This window comes from Janthinobacterium lividum (genome assembly GCF_011601275.1).
GTDB classification, from domain to species: Bacteria; Pseudomonadota; Gammaproteobacteria; order Burkholderiales; family Burkholderiaceae_D; genus Janthinobacterium; species Janthinobacterium lividum_E.
Genome location: NZ_JAAOLY010000001.1, coordinates 574285 through 597428, shown reverse-complemented (window position 1 = coordinate 597428; position 23144 = coordinate 574285). Strand labels below are relative to the sequence as shown.

The window sequence follows — 23144 nt, the reverse complement described above, 5'->3', positions numbered from 1 at the left end:
TCGCCACCAGAGCAAGCTCCGTGCTGCCGTTCGACTTGCATGTGTAAGGCATGCCGCCAGCGTTCAATCTGAGCCAGGATCAAACTCTTCAGTTTAATCTCTGTTACTTTGCCGTTTTACCGGCACCATCATTGCTGATGGGTCGCTCACTCAAAAAACTGACAGGCCACTACTTTCGTAGCGCCTATTTCATTATTTCTTGTGAACATTTGATATTTTAAGTTTTACACCGATCCGAAGATCGCTGCTGCACTTGCATCAAATGCCCACACTTATCGACTGTTAATTGTTAAAGAACTGTATTCGGTGCTACTTTCGCGCTATCGACAAAGCGTTGTGTTTGTCAGCTGCGAAGAAGGAAGAGTATGAAGCATTTCAGCACAATCGTCAACTCCTTCTTTTCTACTACCCAGCCTCGAAAGACTGTCCCTTTTGTGCCGCAAACTAGTGCGTCTCATTGGGGAGGCGAACTATAGCAAAGCGCCCCCGTAGTAGCAAGGCTTTTCCGGGGTATTTGCGGCCAACTGCTACAATTTCGCCCCCTCAGCGCAAATTCGCGTCCCACCATAGAAGATTCACCATGAAACAACAAGCTCAAGGATCAGGCCTGACCCTGAAACGAGCTGGCTTTACCACTGGCTTCGGCGTCCTCGCCGCCACCCTCGGTTCCGCAGTCGGTCTCGGCAACATCTGGAAGTTCCCCTATCTGACAGGCGCCAATGGCGGCGCCGGCTTCCTGCTCATCTATCTGCTCGCTACCTTGTTAGTGGGATTGCCCGTGATGATCGCGGAAATCACCCTGGGACGCCGCGCCAAGGTCAATCCCATCTCGACCATGGAACAACTGGCACCGAAGGGCAAGCCCTGGTGGCTGGTTGGCGTCATCGGCATGGTGGCCGCCTTCCTGATCGTCGCGTTCTATTCGGAAGTGGTGGGCTGGGTGTTTGCCTATATCGCCAAGGCCATCGACGGCTCCATCCTCAGCAGCGACAAGCTGGTGACGGAAGCGGCCTTCGCCTCCCTGATCAGCAATCCACTGCAATCGCTGCTGTGGCAATGGGGCGTGCTGCTGTTTATTGGCGGCATATTGATGCTGGGCGTAACCAAGGGCATCGAGGCGATCGCCAAGAAACTGATGCCGCTGCTGTTCCTGCTGTTGCTCCTGCTCTGCGCGGTCAGCCTGTCGCTCGATAAAGCGGGCGAAGGCCTGGCTTTCCTGTTCCGTCCCGACTTTTCCAAACTGACGGCTTCCGTCGTGCTGACAGCCATGGGCCTGGCCTTCTTCAAATTGTCCGTCGGCATGGGCACGATGATGACCTACGGCAGCTATTTCCGCGATGACCAGAATATCCCCGTCACGACCCTGCGCGTGATGGCGGCCGACCTCGGCGTATCGATGCTGGCCGGCATCGCCATCTTTCCCGCCGTGTTCACGTTCGGTTTTGCTCCCAGTGCGGGACCATCGCTGGTGTTCATCACCATTCCCGCCGTGTTCTCGCAAATCCCCATGGGGCAAGCCCTGATGGTGGTGTTTTTCATCCTCGCCGCCGTCGCCGCCACAGGCGCGATGCTGTCGCTGATGGAAGTGCCCGTGGTGATTTTCCATGAGCGCTTCGGCTGGACGCGCACCAGGGCCACCATCGTGACCATGCTGCTGCTGGCCGTGCTCGGTTCCGTATGCGCGCTCAGTAACAGCACCCTGGCGGACTTCAAGCTGTTTAACTTGAATATGTTTGATCTGTTCGACTTTGTCTCGTCGAATATCTTCCTGCCAGTAGGCGGTATCGCGATTGCCTTGTTTACAGGCTGGGCCTGGGGCAAAGACCATTTCATTGAAGCGATCAGCAATCATGGCCAATTGCAGAACAGAGAATTGGCGCATGTGCTGCTGTTCCTGCTGCGCTTTGTCTCGCCCGTCTTGATCCTGATCGTGATGCTGAAGGGTCTGAAGGTCTTTTAATCAGAGTACCCGGGTGTAGGTCTGGCGCACCAGCACCCGGTCGCCGCAATCGAAATGCCACCATTCGCTGTTGATGCCGAAGAAGCCCGCCTGGAACATGGCGTCTCGCAGCAATCGGCGATGTTCCACTTGCTCTTCGGTAATTTCCCCCTTCTCCAGCAAGACCAGCTCCAGCGCGGGGTGCGAGCGCTCACTCAGGTCGTCAAAGCCCGTGCCCATGTCCAGTTCCTGCCCGTCCGGCCCGACGATGGTGATGTCGAGCGCCATGCCGAAGGAGTGGATCGAGCCGCGCGACGGTTCCGCGATATAGCCGAGCAACTCCGTTCCCTGCAGCGCATCCCACAACTGCTGCTGCACCCGCTGCGGGCGCAGGGCGTCGAGCACCAGCAGATGATGATCGGGATGCCGCTCGGCCAGCCAGGCCACTGCCTGTTCCAGGGCCGCAGCCGCATCGCGGTGCAGCCAGGCGCAATCGATGGGGCTGTATAAATCGCGGCCGACGAAATTGTCGGGCGTGGCATAGCGCAGATCGACGGCGATGCCGGCGATGCTGCTCAGGTGACGAAATTGCGGATCATTACTCACCGCTTCCAATTGCAGACTTGCAACAGACATCAGACTCCTCTTTCCAGACAATTACGCGCCGCCACGCCGATGCTGTCGGCCAGGCGCCGCGCGCCATGCGACAGCGGTGAGTGGCCCGCCGTCAATAAATACAGCTGGATCGGGATCGTGGGTGCCCAGGGACGGCGCTGCAACAGCTCGGGCGAGCCGGACGCGGCCGTAAACGGATCGACCACGGCCATGCCGGCGCCCGCCTCCACCAGCGAGCGGGCGATTTGATAAGTTTGCACCACGGTACTAAAGACGGGGTGGATATCCTGCGCTTCGCAGGCGGCGACCACCAGTTCACCCAGCGGATCATTGTCCGCATGGCCGATCAGCTCGCCACTCAGGCCATGCGCCGTCAACGGGGTGCCGCAATCGGCCGCGCGCCAGGTGCCGGCTGGCGCGATGACCGTCATGACGCCCTGCGCGATCGGTTCGGCCACGATGCCCGGATGACGCGGGTCTTGCAGCGATACGGCCAGGTCCGCTTCACCGAGGCGCAAGGTATTGACGATCTCGCCCGTATGGTGGGTGGCCAGCTGGCAACGCGTGTGGGGAAAGTCGCGCCGCCACTCCGTCATGGCAAACGGCAAGACGCTGATGGCGATCGTCGGCGTGGAGACCAGGCGGATGGTTTCCACTGCATGCCCCTTCAGGCTGGCCGCCAGGCGGCGGATACCCAACAAATCGCGGTTGAGCTTTTCCGTCTCGACAAACAAACGGTGCGCCTCAGGTTTCGGGTACAGCTTGCCCCGCACGCGCTCAAACAACGGCATGCCCAGTTGCAACTCGCAATGCTGCAAGACCTTGGTCACGGCCGGTTGCGAGATATGCAGCACCTGGGCGGCGCCGCTGATGGTGCCAACTTGCATGATGGCGTGAAACACTTCGATATGACGCAGCCGCATGAGCTATTCCTTTACCTTGCCGTGGCCGCCTGGGCCGTCAACGTTCAGCATATAAGAAAAAGTCATGGGCTGGAACGGCCATGCTACTTTGCAACAACAACTGGCGCCGGCGTCGTCAGCACTTCCAGCAGGGCCGCCGTTTCGCCGTCGGGTGTGCCGTCAAACAAGGTGTTGCGGTATTTCATCTGGAAGGCGATCAGCACATTGCGCGTCGCTTCGTCGAAAACGCCCGTGTTCGGCGTCGCATAGCCGTGCTGGGCCAGCTTTTTCTGGAACCAGACGGCGTCTGGCACTTGCTGCTCAAAAATAAGGCGCTGCGCTGCAACACGGTTGGCATCGGGCCAGACGATCAGGCCCGCATCGGCCAGCTGGCGCCAGGGAAACAGCGGTCCCGGGTCCTGCTTGCGCTGCGGCGCGATTTCATTGTGGCCCAGGATATTTTCCGGCGCGATGTTGTAGCGCGCCTGGATATCTTTCAACAGCGGAATCAGCTCATCGATCTGTGCCTGTGGGAACGGATACCAGAGGCGGCCTTCCGGCGTGTCCTTGTAGCCAGGGTTGACGATCTCGATACCGATCGAGCTGACATTCAACTGTGTATAAGTCTTCCAGTTACTCACACCCGCGTGATTGGCTTGGCGCGATTCGTCGACCAGCACGTAAAACTTCGGCTTGTCCGTGTCCGTCAGCAAATAATGGCTGCTGACCACTTGTTCCGTCAGGATCTTGATCGAGCGGGGCAGGTCGCTGACCGTGTAATGGATGACGATGAATTTCACGCGCGGGCTCTGGCTGCGCGCGTTCAAACTGTGGTCGAGGTGCGGCGCGGGCGTGGTACAGGCGGAGAGCAGGGCCACCAGCAGGGCGAGGGCGATTTTTTTCATGAAAGATCCGTGATCGGGTTAATAAAATGTTCAGTGTTGGCCTGTGTCTTGATGGCCGTCTTGACGGCGATCCTGGCCGCCGCTTCATGCGGACGGGCAACTTTCTGTTCCATCGTCAACGATACAGGCAAAGCGGCGCGCATGGCTGCCGCGATAGCCGGGTGCAATTGCGCCGCACGCCCGGCCAACACCACGGGACGCGGACCGTAGCGCGCCGTCAGGGCCTGCGCCAAACGCGCCAATTCCTGTCCCGCGCGCTGCAAGATGTCCAGCGCCAGCGGGTCGGCATCCGCACTGGCGGCCACGGCCAGCGCCAGCCGGCCGATGGCGCCCCGGTCCTGGCCATACATGAAGGCGCGCGACAGCGACCAGTCGCTGCCGCCCAGTTGCGCAAACACGGCCTCGGCCATGGGCGACGCTTGCCAGCTGCCGGGCGCTTCGTCTTCGCGGCGCCAGATGTGGCGCAAGGCTTCGCGCGCGATCCAGTAACCCCCACCGCCATCGTCGAGCAGCACGCCACGCCCGCCTGCGCGGTGAAACACGCCATCGACATCGATCCAGGCGGCAATCGAGCCCGTGCCAGCGTAGACCAGGTAACCTTCGCCGGGTTCAAAACTGTCGCGATAGGCAATGTCGATATCGTTGCCCAAGCGGACGTCGACGGCGGCCAGCGCCAGCAAGTCCGCCAGCATGTGCGCCAGCGTCACATCGTCGCCGCCAAAGCCCGTCAAGCCCGCCACCACGGCGCGCGGCTGGCCAACGGCCAGCACAGCCTGAGACAATTTCGCAAACGTGGCGTGCACGGCTGCGCGGCCCACATCGCTGCTCATTTGCAAGGCAGACAAGCCTTCCACGGCCCCGTCGGCCACGATGACACCGTCCGCGCCGGCCAAAGCCCAGCGCGTTTGCGTGCCGCCCGCGTCGATGCCCAGCCCGAGCACGGCAGTGTCAATATTGTTTGCGGGGAAGGAAATCATGGCATGAGTGTAAAGCCAAGCGGAGCTTGCAGGCATGAAAGCTTGCGCATGTTTCATGCCTGCAGGTTATGGACTGCCGGTAAACCAGCAAAATTACTTGGCGGCGACCGTAAACGGTGCGCGGACGGTAACGCGGGGGCTTTCATTGCCAAGGCGGTCCACGGCGCTGACCACCACCGCATTGACTTTACCAACGGAATCGTCGACCAGGGTCAGCTCGCCTTGCACGCCCGTGACCACGGTAAAACGCCAGTCTTCGCCGTAGCGGGCCCAGACGGCGTACTGCGCCACGGGTTTGCCGCCGCCCGCCGTCAATTTGACGTTCAGGCTGGCGGAATCGCGGCGCAAGGCCAGCACGGGCGTACCCGGTGCTTCCTTGCCCAGCCACGGCGTGGCGGGAATCAGGGCAGGGCTTTGATACACGGTCGCCTTGAGTTGCTCGCTGACACCCTTGCGGTTCTGCATCAGGGGCACCATGCTGAAATGCACTTGTCCATTCGCGCCGGGGCGCGTGCGCGTCACTTCGATCTGCTTGATGATCTCTTGCGGCGTGAAGGACTTGGCGGAATTGTCGATACGGCTCGTATATAAACCCGGCCATACGTGGCGGCCATACGGGTTTTGCGCCAGCCAGTAGTCGAGCAGCACGCCAAACGCTTGCGGCGCCTGCGCCACTGGCCAGTACAGCTGCGGCGACAGATAGTCGAGCCAGCCCTTGGCCAGCCACAGTTCCGCATCCGCATACAATTTATCGTACTGGCTGAAGCCGACGATGCCGGCAGGGCGGCGGTCGGGACGGCCGATGCCGAACGGGCTGATGCCGAAGCGCACCCAGCTCTTTTCGCGGTGGATGCCTGTGTATAAGGCTTCGATCAGCTGGTTGACGTTCTGGCGGCGCCAGGAAGCGCGGTCCAGCTGGCCGCCGGCCAGCAGATATTGCTGCCAGGAAGGCTCATCGGGAAACTGCAGTTCGCGCTTGGCGCCGCCATTGCCCGCGTCCAGCGCGGCTGTTTCAGCACCGGCGCCGGCGCCAGGCGCGTCGATCGGATACGGATAAAAGTAGTCGTCGATATGCACGCCATCGATATCGTAGCGGCGCACCACATCGAGCACCACGTCCGTCGTGTGCTTGGACGCGGCGGCGTCACCCGGGTCCATCCACAGGTAGCGGCCGTATTGCTTGACGGACGCCGGGTTGGTGGACGCGAAACTGTCGCGCGCCAGCGGCGACTTGGCCGTCGCGTGACGGGCCCGGTACGGATTGAACCAGGCGTGCAATTCCAGGCCCCGCGCATGCGCCTGCGCCACCCAGAAGGCCAGCGGGTCATACATCGGTAACGGCGGCTGGCCTTGCTTGCCGGTCAGGTATTCCGACCACGGTTCCAGTTGCGATGGGTAAATCGTGTCGGCGCTAGGGCGCACTTGCAGCACAATCGCGTTCAGATTCAAGGACTTGGCGCGGTCGAGGATGGCCAGCGCTTCCGCTTGCTGCTTGGCGACAGGCAAGTTGCTGCGGCTGGGCCAGTCGATATTGGCGACAGTAGAGACCCAGGCGGCGCGGAATTCGCGCGGCGCCGGCGGCGGCACTTCGCCCGTGATGTGCTGCACGGGCGGCACGGCCGGCAAACCCGCTTCGCCCGGTGTCACTGCCGATGGCAGCTTGGTGCTGGTACAGCTGCTGAGCAATGTGGCGGTGGCCAGCGCGGCCAATACGCCGGCGCTGGCGCCCAGGCGTTTTTTGAAAGTAGACAACAAAACAATTCCTTGCAGTGGTGAAGCGCAGGTCTATCGGTGCGGGCATTTTACTGTGCGCCCGCCATCCATGCGGGCGCACGCTTCAAAAGAATCAGGCCTCGGCCTTCTTGCCGAATTCGGGATCGATCTTGACCAGCGCGGCCATGATGAAAGCAGGAATGGTGGCGATGCAGACCCAGATGAAGAAGTGCTGGTAGCCGAGCATTTGCTGTATCCAGCCGCTGGCCATGCCCGGCAACATCATGCCCAGAGCCATGAAACCCGTGCAGATGGCGTAATGGGCCGTTTTATGCGCGCCATCGGAGACCATGATCATGTACAACATGTAGGAGGCGAAACCGAAGCCATAGCCGAATTGCTCCAACGCAATGCCACCGGCGATCACATAAATGCTGCTGGGCAAGGCGCTGGCCAGGTAAACAAACACCAGGTCGGGCAGGTGGACGGACAGCACCATGATCCACAGGCAGCGTTTCAAGCCGAAACGGGAAATGATGAATCCGCCCAGCAAGCCACCCAGGGTCAGGGCGATCACGCCGATGGTGCCGTAGACGAGGCCTACCTGTTCCGTGCTGAGGCCCAGGCCGCCCTTGGCGACGGGGTCGAGCAGGAAGGGCGCGGCCAGCTTGAGCAGTTGCGCCTCGCCCAGGCGGAACAGCAGCAGAAAGCCCAGGATGATGAAAATATCCTTCTTCTTGAAGAAGGAAGCAAAGGTGGCGACGAATTCTTGCAAAGGAGAAACACCGGCACCCTGGATGCTGGGACGGTCGTCCTTCGGCTTGGGTAAAACGAAGTAGTGGTACAGGAAAAGGGCGATGAACAGACCCGCCAGGATGGCAAACACGACGGACCAGGCCAGTTGCACATTGCCCGTCGCATGCGTCAGATAGCCGGCCAGATACACGAGGCCGCCCTGGCCGGCGATCATCGCCAGGCGATAAAACGTGCTGCGCACGCCGACGAAGGCCGCCTGCTGGTGCTCTTCCAGGCCCAGCATATAAAAGCCGTCGGCGGCGATGTCATGCGTGGCGGAACTGAAGGCCATCAGCCAAAAGATGGCCAGGCTGATCTGGAAAAAGTGCGGCAGCGAAGTCGTCAGGGCCACCAGCGCCAGCGCGGCGCCGATCACCAGCTGCAAGCCGACGATCCAGAAGCGCTTGGTGCGGTACATATCGATGAAGGGCGACCACAGGGGCTTGATGACCCACGGCAAGTACAGCCAGCTCGTGTACAGCGCGATATCGGTATTGGAAAAACCGTAGTTCTTGTACATGATCACGGACAAGGTCATGACCACTACATAGGGGATGCCCTGGCCGAAATACAGGGAAGGGATCCACAGCCACGGATTTTTCACGCGCGCCGGGGCGGTTTGTTTCACTAGCTCCATACATCCTTCTTTGTCTCCCAGACAGAAGAATGCCGCGCCATCGGATCACGCCGCCAGTGCCGCCCGCACACTGCCGTTCGCGCCGGCCAACAATGCCTGTGCCTGGTTTGTGTTGATTTTTTTGATCAAGGCAACAATCGCTACCTTGACGTGAAATTGGCATTGCTCCAGCACGGTCCTGGCCTGCGCCTCGCTGGCGCCGGTGGCATGCATGGTCAGACGCACCGCCCGCCAGATCAGCTTGGCGTTGGTCGGCTTCAAGTCTACCATCAAGTTTCCGTAAGTCTTGTGCAAACCGACCATCAGAGCGCTGGAAATCGTGTTCAAGGTTATTTTTTGCGCCGTGCCCGCTTTCAAACGCGTGCTGCCGGAAATGACTTCCGTGCCCGTGTCGAGCACGATGCCGCATTGCGCCTCGTGCGCCACGGGGGCGTCCACATTGTTGGCGATGCCAATGGTCAAGGCGCCGGCCTTGCGCGCGGCCAGCAGGGCGCCCAGCACATACGGCGTGGCGCCGGAGGCGGCCAGCAGGATCACCACGTCATTGTCTTGCGGCTGCAAGGCCAGCAAGTCCGCCTCACCTTGCTGCAAATCATCTTCCGCCCCTTCGACCGCCGTAAACATGGCGCCCGCGCCGCCGGCCAGGATGGCGACGGCCCGCTCGGGCGGCCAGGAAAACGTGGGATTGAGTTCAACACTGTCGAGCACGCCCAGGCGGCCCGACGTGCCCGCGCCCACATACAGCAATCGTCCACCGGCCGCGATGCGGGGCAGGGCGGCCGTGATGGCGGAGGCAATGTCGGGGGACGCCAGCCGCACGGCCTCGATGGCCCAGAACTGGTCATCGACCAGCGCCGCGACCAGTTGCTCCACCGGATACAGGTCCAGATCCGGATGCCGCCGGCTCGGGGTTTCAGTTTTCAACATGATTTCAGAACATGGTTGAAGGTGAAACCAGTTTAATACCAACGAGCAAGATCAGCCATGAAAGGATGACGGGCGGGCATAACGGGAGTTTATGGCTGGTGCAGGATATTTGTACTTCGGTACGGTGCCGTTTGTGTCTATACTTGGCTTCGACGCCCTAATCCACGACATGCGCCATGATCGCTCGCCAATTGCTGTTCCTGTTTAGCGCCCTTGGCGCCATCAACGGCATTTTCCTGGCCGTCTATTTTTTCAGTCGCCGGCCTCGCTGCCTGGCCGACTGCATGCTCGGCGCATTGCTGCTTGCCGTCGGGGTGCGCACCGCCAAATCCGCCTTTCTCTTCTTCAACCCGGCGATCGCCATCGAGTTCCGCCAGCTGGGCCTGTCGGCCTGCTTGCTGATCGGTCCCTTGACCTATCTCTATGTGCGCTCTTTCTTGGCCGGGCACACGCAACTGCCTGCCGGACAACAATGGCGTTGGCATCTGGGCGTGTCCTTCCTGTTCATTGGCATCGGCGTTGCCTTTCCCTATTCCGCGTATCGTTCTGTGTGGGACCAGTCGAGCCATGCGATTCATGTGTTCTGGCTAGGCTACCTGCTGGCAACCGCCAGGCTGCTCTGGCACAGCCGCCGTGCATGGCGGAACGAAGGACAGCGGATGGCGACCAGCAGCGTGCTCCTGCTGAGCGTCTTTGCAGGCAGCGGTGTCATGCTGGCGGCGTACGCGAGCACGCCGTTCACATCCTATATCGTCGGCGCCTTGTCGTTCACCTTCTCGCTGCATGTCGCGGTCATGGTCTTTCTGCTGAGAAAGGAAACCTCGACTCCTGCCGAGCCGAAGGAAAAGTACCAGCATAACCGCCTGGCGCACGAGGATGGGCTTGCCGTGCTCGCCGCGCTGGAACAACAGATGAGCGGGCAGAAATCCTATCTGAATCCGAATCTGACCCTGGCCCAACTGGCCAAGCGGGCCGGATGTACGCAGGCGCAAGTGTCGCAAGTACTCAATGACAAGCTGGGCAAGAGCTTCACTACTTACGTCAACGAATTCCGTATCGCCGAGGCGAAACAGGTATTGAGCGGCGAACCGCAACTGAACATGGATATCGTTGCCGAGCGCTGCGGCTTCAACTCCAGTTCCACCTTTTACTCGACCTTCAAGAAAGTGGCTGGACAGACACCCGCCAGCTACCGCGCCCAATCGGGCCAGGCGGCCGGGGCCGTTTCCGCATGAAACCACTCCTGAATCGCCATTCCGGAGTCTGACATCCTGTTTGGCGACATCCATTCCCCTGCACTTCGCTAAATTATCGACCACCAGCGACCTGAAATAGTCGTTGCTCCGATAAACGCAGTTCTACATGCAGGGTAAATCCATGATTCAGTTTTTAGTGCGAACGATACTCGCCTGTTGCTTGTTTTGCATCTCCGCCGTCGGCACCGCCGCCACCGCGGACCAGGACGAAAATGCCATTCGGGAAACCGTACGCTTGTATCTGCATGGCACCAGCTTCAATGTACAGGACGAGATCAACCAGGCCTTCTATGCCAACGCCCGCCTTTACCTGGACGGTAAAGACGATACGCAATGGCAGTTGAGCGGTCCGGAATATGCCAAACTCTTTAGTGAGGAGAAAAAAGGGCAATTCAATGGGCGCCACGGGCGGCTGATCAAGGTGGAGGTGAGCGGCAAGGTGGCCACCGCCAAGGCCGAGATCCACATTCCCCAGCAAGGGGTGCGCTATGTGGATGTCTTCCTTTTGAAAAAGATCGCCGGCAACTGGAAGATCATCAGCAAGTCGGCCGATCGCGAGCCAGCAGCCCCGCGCCACGCACGCAAGGTGCTGCTGGTCGTGTCGAACGTGCATCAATATCCCGGCACGAAAATTAACGCTGGCAATAATTTTCCCGAGCTGGCCTATGCCTATGATGCCTTTCGCAAAGCAGGGTACGCGGTCGACTTCGTCAGTCCCGAGGGTGGCGCCGTTCCATTGGAAATGATCGTCACGTCGGACGCGCTGCTCAAGCAGCATCTGTACGACAGTGATTTCATGTGGGCACTGGCCCATACCAGGCCCGTCGCCGAGGTCAGGGCAGACGAGTACGCGGGCATGGCTTTCGTCGGCGGCGGCGCGGCCATCGTCGGCGTCCCGGACAACAAGCCGCTGCAGGACATCGCCTTGCGTATCTACGAACAACAAGGCGGAGTGATCGCGGCCATCTGCCAGGGCACCGAGGGCATCAAGAACCTGAAGCTCAGCGACGGTACTTTCCTCATCCAGGGCAAGACGCTGACCTCGTTTCCCGATGCGTTTCTCAACAAGGAATCGCCGATCTACAAGGCCTATCCCTTTTCGGCGGAAGGCAGCATCAAGCGCCATGGCGGCATATTCAGGCACGGCGCCAACGGACAGAGCCACGTCGAGGTCGATGGCCGGCTGGTGACCGGCATGAGCTGGGAGTCGTCCGTCGGCGTGGCGGAATCCATGATCCGCCTGATCGAGCAGTAAGTTTATGGCGCGCGGCGCATTTCGGCGACAAAGTCGTAATGGTCGCTGCGACAATACGAATGCGTGAGTTCCACCGCTTCGCCCGTCTCCAGGTAGGCGATGCGCGTGATGAACAGCACGGCCTGGCCATCGGGGATGCCCAGTTGCTTGGCCAGCACGTCCGTCGCATTCATGGCGCGGATGTGCTGCAAGGCGCGCACGGGGGCCTTCTTGATGCTGCTCAAGTATTCATACAGCGAATCGCCCATGGCGTCCGGGTCCGGCACCACGCTGAACGGCAGCACGCTCACCTCATACGCCATCACCACATCGTCGGCCAGGCGCAAGCGCTCCAGGCGCGCCACTTTCGTGTTCTGCGCCAGGCCCAGGCTCAGCTGTTCATCGCTGCTGGCGATGACAACTTCGCGCTTGAGCCAGCGCGAACCGGGGCGGTAGCCGCGCTGCTGCAGTTGCTCGGAAAAGCTCGACAGGTTCGACAGCGGCTGTTCGATGCGCGGGGCAATATAGTTGCCCGAACCGCGGCGGCGCACGACGAGGCCTTGCTCGACGAGCTGGTCGATGGCCTTGCGGGCGGTCACGCGCGATACGTCGAGCAGTTCGGACAGGGTACGTTCGGATGGCAGGGCCTGGTCTACCTGGTAGCGGCCGTTGCGTACGTCATCGCTCAACTTGCGGGCGATCTGCATATATAAAGGCGAATTGTCATTTAAATCGACCTTGAGTTCTACGCTGGTCTGGCTCATACAGTTCTCCTTGTCCTCCTAGTGTAATAGCGATGGCGCTTGTGCGTAGCCCGTCCACCCATGAATAAATGGAAAATGACCATAAATAACGGTTATACATTTAAAAAAACAATGTTTTACCGTACGTATAGCTTTGCATTATAGATAAATATGCAATTTTCATTGGCGTCGTGAAGCATCCCGCCCTATGCTGGCGATGCCTCCACTACGCCGTGAAACAGGAAACATGCACAATAAAATGACGGGTTTGCTGGGCTTGCTGCTGCTGGGCACGACCTGGAGCGCGCTGGCCGCCCCGCCCGGTGGCGGCAACGACCAGCAGCGCGCGCTCGATGCCACGCTATCGGCCATCGTCGACGATGCGGCCCACCCGCTGGCCAGCCTTTCCGTGCTGGCCATCCGCCACGGCAAGGTGTCGTATCAGCAGCAATTCGGCGACCGGCACATCGGCGCCACGCCGGCGGACAGCTTGCCCGTGACGCCGGCCACCCTGTTCCGCATCGCCTCGGTTTCAAAGATGATGACCACCCTGGGCCTGATGCGGCTGGTCGAGCAGGGCAAACTGAGCCTGGACCAGGACGTGGGGATCTACCTGGGCTTTTCCCTGCGCAACCCGCATTTCCCCCAGCAAGCGCTGACCTTGCGCAGCCTGCTCAGCCACACTTCCTCGCTGCGCGACGCGGGCGGCTATGCATGGGGGCCGGAACGCAGCCTGCGCGACGTGTTTACGGCTGGCGGCGACAGCATGTGGGACAAGCAAACGGCGCCGGGCCGCTATTTTACGTATGCCAACCTGAACTGGGGCGTGATCGGCACCGTGATGGAAAAAGTCACGGGAGAGCGCTTCGATTTGCTGATGCGGCGCCTGCTGCTTGATCCGCTCGATGTGCGCGGCGGCTACAATCCGGCCGCATTCCCGGCAGAGGACGTGGCGAACACGGCCACCCTGTACCGCAAGCGCACCCTGGACACGGAAACCTGGCAGCCGCAAGGGCCATGGATCGCCCAGGCCGACGATTTTTACCAGCGCCCGCCGGCCGGCATCGAGCGTTATGTGATCGGCAGCAACGCCACCGTCTTCAGTCCCACGGGCGGCTTGCGCATTTCCGCCGCGGGACTGGGCAAGGTCATGCAGATGCTGCTCGACGGCGGCCGCTACCGGAATACGCAGCTATTGCAGCCGGCCAGCATCGCCTTGATGTTTGGCCGCCAATGGCAGCTGGCGCCCGATGCCAGCAATGGCGACAGCGAACGGGGCCTGTACCGCGCCTGGGGCCTGGGCAACCAGCAGTTCGATGCGGTGGCCGGGCAGGGCAACCGTCTGGTCGAGGGCGCCAGCTTCACGGCCGTGGGCCACCTGGGCGACGCGTATGGCCTCGTCTCCGCCTTCGTGCTCGATTTCAAGAACAGGAACGGCATGGTGATGCTGGTGGGCGGCACGGGCAGCGATCCGGAACGCTATCCGGGCACGTATTCCGCCATGGGGCGCAGCGAGGAATTGATACTCACCGCGCTATACCGTGGTGCGATTGACAACAATCAGCCCTTGCCTTGAAATGGTGCATTCCTGAAAGTTATGGCTGCACCATGATGTTTCATTGGCTGCGTTGACGGCCAGCCTCTAAGCTCGTCCCGAATGCTCCCGCACCATGGGAGCGCAACGCAGCGAGGCAACATGCAGCAACAAGTCATCATCATCGGCGGCGGCGTCGTCGGTCTGACATCGGCCTGGTGGCTGGCCGAGGCCGGCTACAAGGTCACCTTACTGGAACGCAATGAACAGGTGGCGATCGCCGCCAGCTACCGCAATGGCGGCCAGCTCAGCTATCGCTATGTGGCACCGCTGGCGGACGCGGGCGTGCCCTTCAAGGCCCTGCAATGGCTGCTGCAGAAAGATGGTCCGCTGCGCTTCCGTCCCGAGGCCGACTGGCGCCAGTGGCGCTGGTTGTCCAGCTTCCTGCGCAATTGCAACAGCGCCAGCAACGCCCGCACGACGGCCAAGCTGCTGCAACTGGGAGAATGGAGCCGCGCCGGCATGGCCCAGCTGGAATTGACCGTGCCGCCGGAAGCGTATGCGCGCCGCGATGCGGGCAAGCTCATCGTCTACCGCTCGCCCGCTATCTTCCAGCGTGCCGTGGCGCGGCCCGAATCGGAAGAGGCGCGCATCGTCTTGTCGCCGCTGGAAGCCGCGCAGCGCGAACCGGCGCTGGCCGCCTTGCGGGATTCCCTGGCGGGTGGCATCTTTACGCAGGGCGAAGCGGTAGCCGATTGCCACGCCTTTTGCCTGGCGCTGGAAGCGCGCCTGCTGCAGCATCCGAATTGTTCGCTCATATTAAAAGGCGAGGCGCGCCGCCTCGTCACGCACAAGGGCAGGATCACTGGCGTCGACACCAGCCTGGGCTTGCTGCAAGCGGATCACTATGTGCTGGCGGCCGGCATCCAGAGCCGCGACCTGGCCGCCACGGCGGGCATCTACCTGCCCCTGTATCCGCTGAAGGGCTACAGCCTGACGGCGCCCATCCGCGCCCAGCACCGCGCGCCCGAGATCAGCATCACGGATTTCGAACGCAAGGTGCTGTATGCGCGCATCGGTGGCGACTTGCGCGTGGCCGCCATGGTCGACATGGTGGGCGCCGACAACAGCATCGACTGGGGCCGCATCGCCGGCCTGACGCGGCTGGCGCGCGAAGCCATGCCGCACGGCGCCGACTACGACCAGGCCACGGCCTGGGCCGGCCTGCGCCCCGCCACGCCGAACAGCGCGCCGCTGGTGGGCGCCAGCAAAGTGGCGAACTTGTGGCTGAACGTTGGCCATGGCCCGCTGGGCTTTACCTTTGCCGCCGGCACGGCGCGCATCCTGGCCGACCTGATGGCCGGCAAGGCGCCGCCGTTCGCGCTGGACTTCCTCGCGCCTAAAAAATAGGCGGACCGGCGGCAGCGGCGACCGGCGCCGCCGTTATGGCGGATAATTGCGGAACTTTTCAGTTCCCTATTTGCCAGCGCATGCCCACACTCTCGACATCTGCCGCCTGCCCCTGTGGCGGCGCCTCCTACGCCAGCTGCTGCGGCCCGTATATCGCGGGCGATGCCTTGCCGCCCACGGCCGAAATCCTGATGCGTTCGCGCTACACGGCGTTTACCTTGCGAGACGAACCGTATCTGCTTGCCACCTGGCATGCCAGCACCCGTCCCACCGACGCTTTATTTGCCGAAGAAGAAAAAGTCCACTGGCTGGGACTTGAGGTAAAATCTGCTTTACGTTTACGTCAACGTAAAGCAGTATCAGCAGATCAAGCCGAAGAGATACACCGCGACAGCGTGGAATTCGTGGCCCGCTACAAGGTCAACGGCCGCGCGCATCGCCTGCATGAAGTGAGCCGCTTCGTGCGCGAGGCGGACAAGAGCGGTGATGGCGCCCTGCGCTGGTTTTATCTCGACGGCAGTTTTCCCGAATAGCGCGACCCGAGAGACCGGGCGATAATAAAAAGGAACCGCAATGCCGCACATCGAAAGCAAACTCAATCCGCGCAGTGAAGATTTCAAGGCCAATGCCGCGGCCATGCAATCCATCGTCGACGATTTGCGCGACAAGGTGGAAAAGATCGCGGCCGGCGGCGGCGAAGCGGCTGCCGCCAAGCACCTGGCGCGCGGCAAGCTGCTGCCGCGCGACAGAGTGCAGATGCTGCTCGATCCCGGCACGCCCTTCCTCGAGTTTTCCCAGATGGCGGCCTACGCCATGTACCAGGACGCCAAGGGCGTCGATGCGGCCCCTTCCGCCGGCATCATCACCGGCATCGGCAGGGTTTCGGGCCAGGAATGCGTCATCGTGTGCAACGACGCCACCGTCAAGGGCGGCACGTATTACCCGATGACGGTGAAAAAGCATTTGCGCGCCCAGGAAATCGCCGACCAGAACAACCTGCCGTGCATCTACCTGGTCGACTCGGGCGGCGCCAATCTGCCGAACCAGGACGACGTCTTCCCCGACCGCGACCATTTCGGCCGCATCTTCTACAACCAGGCGAACCTGTCGGCCAAGGGCATTCCGCAAATCGCCGTCGTGATGGGTTCTTGCACGGCCGGCGGCGCCTACGTGCCGGCCATGAGCGACGAATCGATCATCGTCAAGGAGCAGGGCACGATTTTCCTCGGCGGCCCGCCGCTGGTAAAAGCGGCCACCGGGGAAGTGGTGACGGCAGAAGACCTGGGCGGCGGCGACGTGCATACGCGCTTGTCCGGCGTGGTCGACCATCTGGCGCAGAACGATCTGCACGCGCTGTCGCTGGCGCGCACCATCGTCTCGAACCTGAACCGCAAAAAACCGCAGCAGATGGACTTGCGCGCATCCGTCGAACCGAAATACCCGACGCAGGAACTGTATGGCGTGATCCCCGTCGATACGCGCAAGCCCTTCGATGTACGCGAAGTGATCGCGCGCATCGTCGACGGCAGCGATTTCGACGAATTCAAGGCCCGCTACGGCACCACCCTGATCTGCGGCTTTGCGCATATCTATGGCGTCAAAGTCGGCATCATCGCCAACAACGGCATCTTGTTCTCGGAATCGGCGCTGAAAGGCACACATTTCATCGAATTGTGCTGCCAGCGCAAGATCCCGCTCGTGTTTTTGCAAAATATCACGGGCTTCATGGTGGGCCGCAAATACGAAAACGAGGGCATCGCCCGCAACGGCGCCAAGATGGTGACGGCTGTCGCCACGGCCGCCGTGCCGAAGTTCACGGTCATCATCGGCGGCAGCTTCGGCGCCGGCAATTACGGCATGTGCGGCCGCGCGTTTTCCCCACGTTTCATGTGGATGTGGCCGAATGCGCGCATTTCCGTCATGGGCGGCGACCAGGCCGCTTCCGTGCTGGCGACCGTCAAGCGCGACGGCATCGAAGGCAAGGGCGGCGCATGGAGCGCGGACGAGGAAGCGGCCTTCAAGCAGCCGATCAAGGATCAATACGAGCACCAGGGCCACCCGTACTACGCCACCGCGCGCCTGTGGGACGACGGCGTGATCGACCCGGCCGACACCCGCATGGTGCTGGGCCTGGGCCTGTCGGCAGCGCTCAACGCCGAAATCCCGGACACGAAGTTCGGCGTATTCCGCATGTAAGGGAGCAAAAACATGGAATTTGAAACCTTAAAACTGGTCATCGAGGGCAATGTCGCCACCGTGACCCTGAACCGTCCCGACGTGCGCAACGCCTTCAACGAGACGACGATCGCCGAACTGGCGCGCGCCTTCGAAGGGCTGGGACGCAGCGACATGGTGCGCGCCATCGTGCTGGCGGCTAATGGCGCGGCCTTCTGCGCCGGTGCGGACTTGAACTGGATGAAGAAGATGGCAGGCTACACGCATGCCGAAAACCAGGGCGACGCACTGCAGCTGGCGCAGATGCTGCGCACGATTTACCTGTGTCCCAAGCCCATCGTGGCGAAGATCCAGGGCGACTGTTATGCGGGCGGCATGGGCCTGGTCGCCGCATGCGATATCATTCTGGCTGCGGAAGACGTGCATTTCTGCCTGAGCGAGGTGCGCCTGGGACTGATCCCGGCCACTATTTCACCGTATGTCATCAAGGCCATGGGCGAAAACGCGGCACGCCGCTATTTCCTGACCGCGGAGCGATTCTCCGCTCAGGAAGCGCTACGCATCGGCTTTGCCCACGAGGTAGTCGAGGCAAGCGCGCTGGACGCGAAAACCGCCGAGGTGTTGAAAGCGCTGACGGGCAACAGCCCGCACGCCGTGGCGCAAGCGAAAATGCTGGTGCGCGAGATCGTTGGCCAGCCGGTCGACGACGCGCTGCTGGCGGATACCGCCGAGCGCATCGCGCAGATCCGCGCGTCGGAACAGGGCCGCGAAGGCGTGCAATCGTTCCTCGACAAGCGCAAGCCGAGTTGGCTCATGGGCTAGCAATATCATTGGAGCAGTTTTGAAAGCAGAAAAACAATCGGGCTGGGTCGAACGCAGTCTGCGCAGCGTGTGGCATCCGTGCACGCAAATGCAGCACCACGAGACGGTTCCCCTCATCCCCGTCAGCCATGGCCGCGGCGCCTGGCTGTATGACCACGAAGGCCGACGCTACCTGGACGCCATCAGCTCCTGGTGGGTGAACCTGTTCGGCCATGCGAATCCGCGCATCAATGCGGAACTCAAGGACCAGCTGGACCGCCTGGAACACGCCATGCTGGCCGGCTTTACGCATGAGCCGGTGATCGAACTGTCGGAAAAACTCTCAGCCTTGACGGGCGGCGTGCTCGGTCACAGCTTTTACGCGTCCGACGGGGCGTCGGCCGTGGAAATCGCTCTGAAAATGAGTTTTCACGCGTGGCGCAACAGCGGCAAGAGCGAGAAACAGGAATTCGTCTGCCTGAAAGGCAGCTACCACGGCGAAACCATCGGCGCCCTGGCCGTCACGGACGTCGCCCTGTTCAAGGATGCCTACGGCCCCCTGCTGCGCGCCACGCAGACGGTGATGTCGCCCGACTTCCGCCAGGCGCAAGAAGGCGAAACCGCGGAAGATGTAGCGCGCCGCGCGGCCGCCGAAGTCGAGCAGCTGTTCCAGCAAAAAGCCGACAAGATCGCCGCCATCATCATCGAGCCGCTGGTGCAATGCGCGACCGGCATGGCCATGCACGATTCCTTGTACCTGTCCTTGGTGCGCGCCCTGTGCAACCGTTATCAAGTCCATTTGATCCTCGATGAAATCGCCGTCGGCTGCGGCCGCACGGGCACCTTCTTTGCGTGCGAGCAGGCCGGCATCTGGCCCGATTTCGTCTGCCTGTCGAAGGGCATCAGCGGCGGCTATTTGCCCCTGTCCCTCGTGATGACGCGCGAAGACATCTACCAGGCGTTCTACAGCACCGATGTGCGCCGCGGCTTCTTGCATTCGCACTCGTACACGGGCAATCCGCTGGCCTGCCGCGCGGCGCTGGCGACCTTGTCGATTTTCGAGGAAGACGATGTGCTGACGGCCAACCGCGCACGCGCCGCCAGGATCACGCACGCCCTGGCGCCGCTGGCGCAGCACGAGCGCGTAAAACACTTCCGCCAGCAGGGCATGATCTGGGCCTTCGATGCGGTGGACGCGGCGCCCGATTTTTCGCGCCGCTTCTTTTCCACGGCGCTGGAACACGAACTGTTGATGCGCCCCATCGGCTCCACCGTCTACCTGATGCCGCCGTACATTCTCGACGACGAGGAAATCGCGGGCCTGGGCCAGCAAACCCTGGCCGTCTTCAATCATGTGATCGGGGCCTGAGATGGAACTGATCGCGCGATTACAACAGCAGTTGCAAGGGCTGGAAGAACGCAGCCTGATCCGCCGCCGCCGTACCGTCGACACGCCGTGCGCGCCGCGCCTGGCGGTCGATGGGCGCGAGATGCTGGCCTTTTGCAGCAATGACTACCTGGGCCTGGCCGCGCATCCGCGCATCGCCGCCGCGCTGAAAGAGGGCGCCGACCTGTATGGCGCCGGCAGCGGCGCTTCGCACCTGATCAGTGGTCACAGCCGCGCCCACGCGCAGCTGGAAGAACGCCTGGCCGCTTTCGTGGGCGCCAACCTGGAAAACGCCCGTGCCCTGTATTTCTGTACCGGCTACATGGCCAACCTGGCTGTGCTCACCGCCTTGTCGGCGGGCGATCCTGACGCCGAGATTTTCTCGGAAGCGCTGAACCACGCTTCGCTGATCGACGGCACGCGCCTGGCCCGCGTCAAGACGCGCGTGTATCCGCACGCCGACCTCGATGCCCTGGCGATCCTGCTGGCGGCCAGCACGGCACAGACGAAAATCGTCGTCACCGACAGCGTCTTCAGCATGGATGGCGACTTGGCGCCGCTGCCCGCGCTGCTGGCCCTGTGCGAACGATATGACGCCTGGCTGGTGGTCGACGACGCGCACGGCTTCGGCGCGCTGGGAGCCGATGGCCGTGGTGCGCTCGAACATTTCAATCTGCATTCGCCCTACCTCGTGTATGTGGGAACATTAGGAAAATCGGCTGGCGTGGGCGGCGCCTTTGTGTGCGCGCACGAAGCCGTGATCGACACCCTGATCCAGAAGGCGCGCCCCTACATCTTCACGACGGCGGCCCCGCCCGCGCTGGCGCATGCGCTGCTGGCCAGCCTGGACATCATCGCCGGGGAAGAAGGAAAACAACGCCGGGCTCACCTGGCGGCGCTGGTGACGCAATGGAACGACGGCTTGCAGCTGCGGCGCTGGCAAGCCTTGCCGTCAGTGACCGCCATCCAGCCCGTGATCATCGGCGAGAATGCGGACATGCTGGCCGTCGCCGCCCAACTGTACCAGCAGGGACTGTGGGTCGGCGCCATCCGCCCGCCCACCGTGCCAGTCGGTACGGCGCGCCTGCGCGTGACCCTGTCGGCCGGCCACACGGCGCAGGAAGTGGCGCAATTGATCAACGCAGTCAACACCCTGGAAAGGACTCGCCATGAGCCTTGATGATCCTATCGTGGCGGACGTGCTGGCGGACCTGGCGCCGGCCGTGCAAGCGGCGCCGGCAACCACCGGCCTGCCATCGCGCTTTGCCTGTTTCGTCACCGGCACCGACACGGAAATCGGCAAGACCTTGACGTCGTCGGCCCTGCTGCACGCGCTGGTCGCGCGCGGCGTGCGCGCCTGCGGCATGAAGCCCGTGGCCGCCGGCGCCGAAATGCGCGACGGCGAGCTGCATAATGAAGATGCCGACAGCCTGATCGCCGCCGGCAACGTCACCATGCTGCGCAGCCTGACGACGCCCTATATGCTGAAGGAACCGGCCGCGCCGCACATCGCCGCCGCGCTCGAAGGCGTGAGCATCGAGTCCGTGCCGATCCTGGCCGCCTATCTGGAAATCGCCGCCGCCTCGGACGCCGTCGTGGTCGAAGGCGTGGGCGGTTTCCGCGTGCCGCTCTCCAGCGATTTCGATTCGGCCGACCTGGCGCAGCAGCTCGATTTGCCCGTGATCCTCGTCGTCGGCATGCGCCTGGGCTGCATCAGCCAGGCCTTGCTGACGGTGGAAGCCATCGAAGCGCGCGGCCTGACGGTGATCGGCTGGGTCGCCAACACCCTGGAAGTGGAAATGCGCTTCCTCGACGAAAATATCGATGCGCTGATCGAGCGCATCCCGGCGCCGCTGCTGGGCAGGGTGCCGCGCCTGGCGCAGCCCAGCGCGCAAGCGGCGGCGTCCTATCTCGATTTCACCGGCTTGCCCAACTGGCCGGCGCAACAGTCGAACACTTAAACCAAACAATTAATCGTATCCAAAAATAGAAGCGAAGGAACCACCATGTCAGTAGTCCAAGAAGCAGCAAAAACCGTCGAACTGCACCGTCCGGCAGCGCGCATCACCCTGCCCGAAGCGGCCACCTGGCCCATCGATGATGTGCTGGCCCTGTTCGACCTGCCTTTCAATGACCTGATGTTCAAGGCCCAGCAAACCCACCGCGTCAACTTCCCGGACGGCGACGTGGAACTGGCGACCCTGTTGTCGATCAAGACGGGCGGCTGCGAGGAAGACTGCGGCTACTGCCCGCAGGCGGCCCGCTACGACACGGGCGTGGAAGCAAAGAAAATCCTCGACATCGACACCGTGCTCGACGCGGCCCGCCAGGCGAAAGCCAACGGCGCCACGCGCTTCTGCATGGGCGCCGCCTGGCGCGGCCCGAAGGACCGCGACATGGATAAAGTCGAAGAGATGGTCAGCAAAGTCAAAGCGCTGGGCCTGGAAACGTGCGCCACCCTGGGCATGCTGGAAGAAGGACAAGCGGACCGCCTGAAAAACGCGGGCCTCGATTTCTATAACCACAACCTCGATACGGCGCCCGAGTTCTACGACAACGTCATCTCCACGCGCGAATACCAGGATCGCCTGGACACCCTGGGCCGCGTGCGCGAAGCGGGCTTGAAAGTGTGCTGCGGCGGCATCGTCGGCATGGGCGAAACGCGTCTGCAACGCGCGGGCCTGATCGCCCAGTTGGCGAACCTGAATCCGTATCCGGAATCGGTGCCCGTCAACCACCTGGTGCAGGTGGAGGGCACGCCTTTGTTTGGCCTGGAAGCGCTGGACCCGTTCGAATTCGTGCGCACGATCGCCGTGGCCCGCATCACCATGCCGAAAGCGCGCGTGCGTTTGTCGGCCGGCCGCCGCCAGATGGGCGAAGCCGTGCAAGCCATGTGCTTCCTGGCTGGCGCCAACTCCATCTTCTACGGCGACAAGCTGCTCACCACCGACAACCCGGAAGCGGAAGACGACCGCGTCTTGCTCGGCAAACTGGGCTTGCAGACACGCGGCGCCATGCTCGAATCGGTGCAGAAAGAGAAGTGCGGCTGCTGATCCAGCCTTGTCGGGTTACGCCGTGCCGGCTAACCCGACGAATACCGCCTCACCATGCGTAGGTCGGTTTGGCGCGTAGCGCGTAAACCGACACACCAGCAGACAAGGTCCGCCAAGAGACAGCTGCCCCTTTTTGAGAGA

At 62.0% G+C, this 23144-nt stretch carries 20 protein-coding genes and 1 rRNA gene; 12 read left to right on the top strand and 9 right to left on the bottom strand.

Going from position 1 to position 23144, the window contains the following annotated elements:
- A 16S ribosomal RNA gene (locus GYK42_RS02775) occupies positions 1-95 on the bottom strand; the annotation flags it as partial.
- A 485-nt stretch (positions 96-580) separates the two neighbouring features.
- Between GYK42_RS02775 and GYK42_RS02770 the strand changes: the two genes are divergently transcribed.
- Entirely contained in the window at positions 581-1960 is a 1380-nt protein-coding gene (locus GYK42_RS02770) for a sodium-dependent transporter (protein ID WP_166446220.1), read from the top strand.
- Here GYK42_RS02770 and GYK42_RS02765 read toward each other — a convergent pair whose 3' ends face one another.
- The 7 genes from GYK42_RS02765 to GYK42_RS02735 form a co-directional block, all read right to left on the bottom strand.
- Entirely contained in the window at positions 1961-2575 is a 615-nt protein-coding gene (locus GYK42_RS02765; protein ID WP_166446219.1) for a M15 family metallopeptidase, read from the bottom strand.
- Entirely contained in the window at positions 2575-3477 is a 903-nt protein-coding gene (locus GYK42_RS02760) for a LysR family transcriptional regulator (RefSeq protein ID WP_166446218.1), read from the bottom strand. The genes GYK42_RS02765 and GYK42_RS02760 overlap by 1 nt, the downstream gene beginning before the upstream one ends.
- An 83-nt stretch (positions 3478-3560) precedes the next feature.
- On the bottom strand, positions 3561-4361 hold the full coding sequence (locus GYK42_RS02755) for an N-acetylmuramoyl-L-alanine amidase (RefSeq protein WP_070303133.1): 801 nt from the start codon (positions 4359-4361) through the stop codon (positions 3561-3563).
- Entirely contained in the window at positions 4358-5338 is a 981-nt protein-coding gene (locus GYK42_RS02750; RefSeq protein ID WP_240943396.1) for a BadF/BadG/BcrA/BcrD ATPase family protein, read from the bottom strand. The genes GYK42_RS02755 and GYK42_RS02750 overlap by 4 nt, the downstream gene beginning before the upstream one ends.
- A 93-nt stretch (positions 5339-5431) precedes the next feature.
- A complete protein-coding gene (locus GYK42_RS02745; protein ID WP_205711243.1) occupies positions 5432-7093 on the bottom strand; it encodes a glycoside hydrolase family 10 protein in 1662 nt (553 codons plus the stop codon).
- A gap of 91 nt (positions 7094-7184) precedes the next feature.
- On the bottom strand, positions 7185-8483 hold the full coding sequence (locus GYK42_RS02740; RefSeq protein WP_166446216.1) for an MFS transporter: 1299 nt from the start codon (positions 8481-8483) through the stop codon (positions 7185-7187).
- A 45-nt stretch (positions 8484-8528) separates the two neighbouring features.
- Positions 8529-9410 carry an N-acetylmuramic acid 6-phosphate etherase gene (locus tag GYK42_RS02735; RefSeq protein WP_166446215.1) on the bottom strand — a complete coding sequence of 294 codons (882 nt, stop codon included), beginning with the start codon at positions 9408-9410 and terminating at the stop codon, positions 8529-8531.
- Positions 9411-9586: 176 nt separating this feature from the next.
- Here GYK42_RS02735 and GYK42_RS02730 point away from each other — a divergent pair, with 176 nt between their 5' ends.
- Entirely contained in the window at positions 9587-10645 is a 1059-nt protein-coding gene (locus tag GYK42_RS02730; protein ID WP_166446214.1) for a helix-turn-helix transcriptional regulator, read from the top strand.
- Between the two features lie 127 nt (positions 10646-10772).
- A complete protein-coding gene (locus GYK42_RS02725) occupies positions 10773-11921 on the top strand; it encodes a nuclear transport factor 2 family protein (RefSeq protein ID WP_166446213.1) in 1149 nt (382 codons plus the stop codon).
- A gap of 2 nt (positions 11922-11923) precedes the next feature.
- On the opposite strand, the gene GYK42_RS02720 is transcribed toward GYK42_RS02725, so the two are convergent.
- Entirely contained in the window at positions 11924-12664 is a 741-nt protein-coding gene (locus GYK42_RS02720; protein WP_034752424.1) for a GntR family transcriptional regulator, read from the bottom strand.
- 226 nt (positions 12665-12890) lie between these two features.
- On the opposite strand from GYK42_RS02720, the gene GYK42_RS02715 reads away from it, so the two are divergent.
- The 9 genes from GYK42_RS02715 (at position 12891) to bioB (ending at position 23003) form a co-directional block, all read left to right on the top strand.
- On the top strand, positions 12891-14219 hold the full coding sequence (locus GYK42_RS02715) for a serine hydrolase domain-containing protein (protein WP_166446212.1): 1329 nt from the start codon (positions 12891-12893) through the stop codon (positions 14217-14219).
- Positions 14220-14300: 81 nt separating this feature from the next.
- Positions 14301-15587 (top strand): D-amino acid dehydrogenase, encoded by a 1287-nt coding sequence (locus GYK42_RS02710; protein ID WP_166446211.1) that lies wholly within the window; start codon positions 14301-14303, stop codon positions 15585-15587.
- Between the two features lie 80 nt (positions 15588-15667).
- Positions 15668-16120, top strand: coding sequence for a YchJ family protein (locus GYK42_RS02705; protein WP_166446210.1), 453 nt, complete (start codon positions 15668-15670; stop codon positions 16118-16120).
- Positions 16121-16160: 40 nt separating this feature from the next.
- Entirely contained in the window at positions 16161-17783 is a 1623-nt protein-coding gene (locus GYK42_RS02700; protein ID WP_166446209.1) for a carboxyl transferase domain-containing protein, read from the top strand.
- Positions 17784-17795: 12 nt separating this feature from the next.
- Complete coding sequence (locus GYK42_RS02695; RefSeq protein WP_166446208.1) at positions 17796-18584, top strand: enoyl-CoA hydratase/isomerase family protein; 789 nt, start codon at positions 17796-17798, stop codon at positions 18582-18584.
- Positions 18585-18603: 19 nt separating this feature from the next.
- Positions 18604-19932, top strand: coding sequence for an adenosylmethionine--8-amino-7-oxononanoate transaminase (bioA, locus tag GYK42_RS02690; RefSeq protein ID WP_166446207.1), 1329 nt, complete (start codon positions 18604-18606; stop codon positions 19930-19932).
- Position 19933: 1 nt separating this feature from the next.
- Positions 19934-21130 (top strand): 8-amino-7-oxononanoate synthase, encoded by a 1197-nt coding sequence (gene bioF, locus GYK42_RS02685; RefSeq protein ID WP_166446206.1) that lies wholly within the window; start codon positions 19934-19936, stop codon positions 21128-21130.
- A complete protein-coding gene (gene bioD, locus GYK42_RS02680) occupies positions 21120-21911 on the top strand; it encodes a dethiobiotin synthase (protein WP_166446205.1) in 792 nt (263 codons plus the stop codon). Before bioF ends, bioD begins: the two co-directional genes overlap by 11 nt.
- Positions 21912-21956: 45 nt before the next feature.
- Positions 21957-23003: a biotin synthase BioB gene (gene bioB, locus GYK42_RS02675; protein ID WP_034752449.1), complete on the top strand. Its 1047-nt coding sequence runs from the start codon at positions 21957-21959 to the stop codon at positions 23001-23003.
- Positions 23004-23144 lie beyond the last annotated feature (141 nt).

Bases quoted from the DNA above. Each gene is read 5' to 3' on its own strand.
- bioD (WP_166446205.1), top strand. From the start codon at position 21,120: ATGAGCCTTGATGATCCTATCGTGGCGGACGTGCTGGCGGACCTGGCG.
- GYK42_RS02720 (WP_034752424.1), bottom strand. From the start codon at position 12,664: ATGAGCCAGACCAGCGTAGAACTCAAGGTCGATTTAAATGACAATTCG.
- GYK42_RS02705 (WP_166446210.1), top strand. From the start codon at position 15,668: ATGCCCACACTCTCGACATCTGCCGCCTGCCCCTGTGGCGGCGCCTCC.
- GYK42_RS02735 (WP_166446215.1), bottom strand. From the start codon at position 9,410: ATGTTGAAAACTGAAACCCCGAGCCGGCGGCATCCGGATCTGGACCTG.
- bioB (WP_034752449.1), top strand. From the start codon at position 21,957: ATGTCAGTAGTCCAAGAAGCAGCAAAAACCGTCGAACTGCACCGTCCG.
- GYK42_RS02725 (WP_166446213.1), top strand. From the start codon at position 10,773: ATGCAGGGTAAATCCATGATTCAGTTTTTAGTGCGAACGATACTCGCC.
- GYK42_RS02760 (WP_166446218.1), bottom strand. From the start codon at position 3,477: ATGCGGCTGCGTCATATCGAAGTGTTTCACGCCATCATGCAAGTTGGC.
- bioF (WP_166446206.1), top strand. From the start codon at position 19,934: ATGGAACTGATCGCGCGATTACAACAGCAGTTGCAAGGGCTGGAAGAA.
- GYK42_RS02750 (WP_240943396.1), bottom strand. From the start codon at position 5,338: ATGATTTCCTTCCCCGCAAACAATATTGACACTGCCGTGCTCGGGCTG.
- GYK42_RS02765 (WP_166446219.1), bottom strand. From the start codon at position 2,575: ATGTCTGTTGCAAGTCTGCAATTGGAAGCGGTGAGTAATGATCCGCAA.
- GYK42_RS02740 (WP_166446216.1), bottom strand. From the start codon at position 8,483: ATGGAGCTAGTGAAACAAACCGCCCCGGCGCGCGTGAAAAATCCGTGG.
- GYK42_RS02755 (WP_070303133.1), bottom strand. From the start codon at position 4,361: ATGAAAAAAATCGCCCTCGCCCTGCTGGTGGCCCTGCTCTCCGCCTGT.
- GYK42_RS02715 (WP_166446212.1), top strand. From the start codon at position 12,891: ATGCACAATAAAATGACGGGTTTGCTGGGCTTGCTGCTGCTGGGCACG.
- GYK42_RS02700 (WP_166446209.1), top strand. From the start codon at position 16,161: ATGCCGCACATCGAAAGCAAACTCAATCCGCGCAGTGAAGATTTCAAG.
- GYK42_RS02730 (WP_166446214.1), top strand. From the start codon at position 9,587: ATGATCGCTCGCCAATTGCTGTTCCTGTTTAGCGCCCTTGGCGCCATC.
- GYK42_RS02695 (WP_166446208.1), top strand. From the start codon at position 17,796: ATGGAATTTGAAACCTTAAAACTGGTCATCGAGGGCAATGTCGCCACC.
- GYK42_RS02710 (WP_166446211.1), top strand. From the start codon at position 14,301: ATGCTCCCGCACCATGGGAGCGCAACGCAGCGAGGCAACATGCAGCAA.
- GYK42_RS02770 (WP_166446220.1), top strand. From the start codon at position 581: ATGAAACAACAAGCTCAAGGATCAGGCCTGACCCTGAAACGAGCTGGC.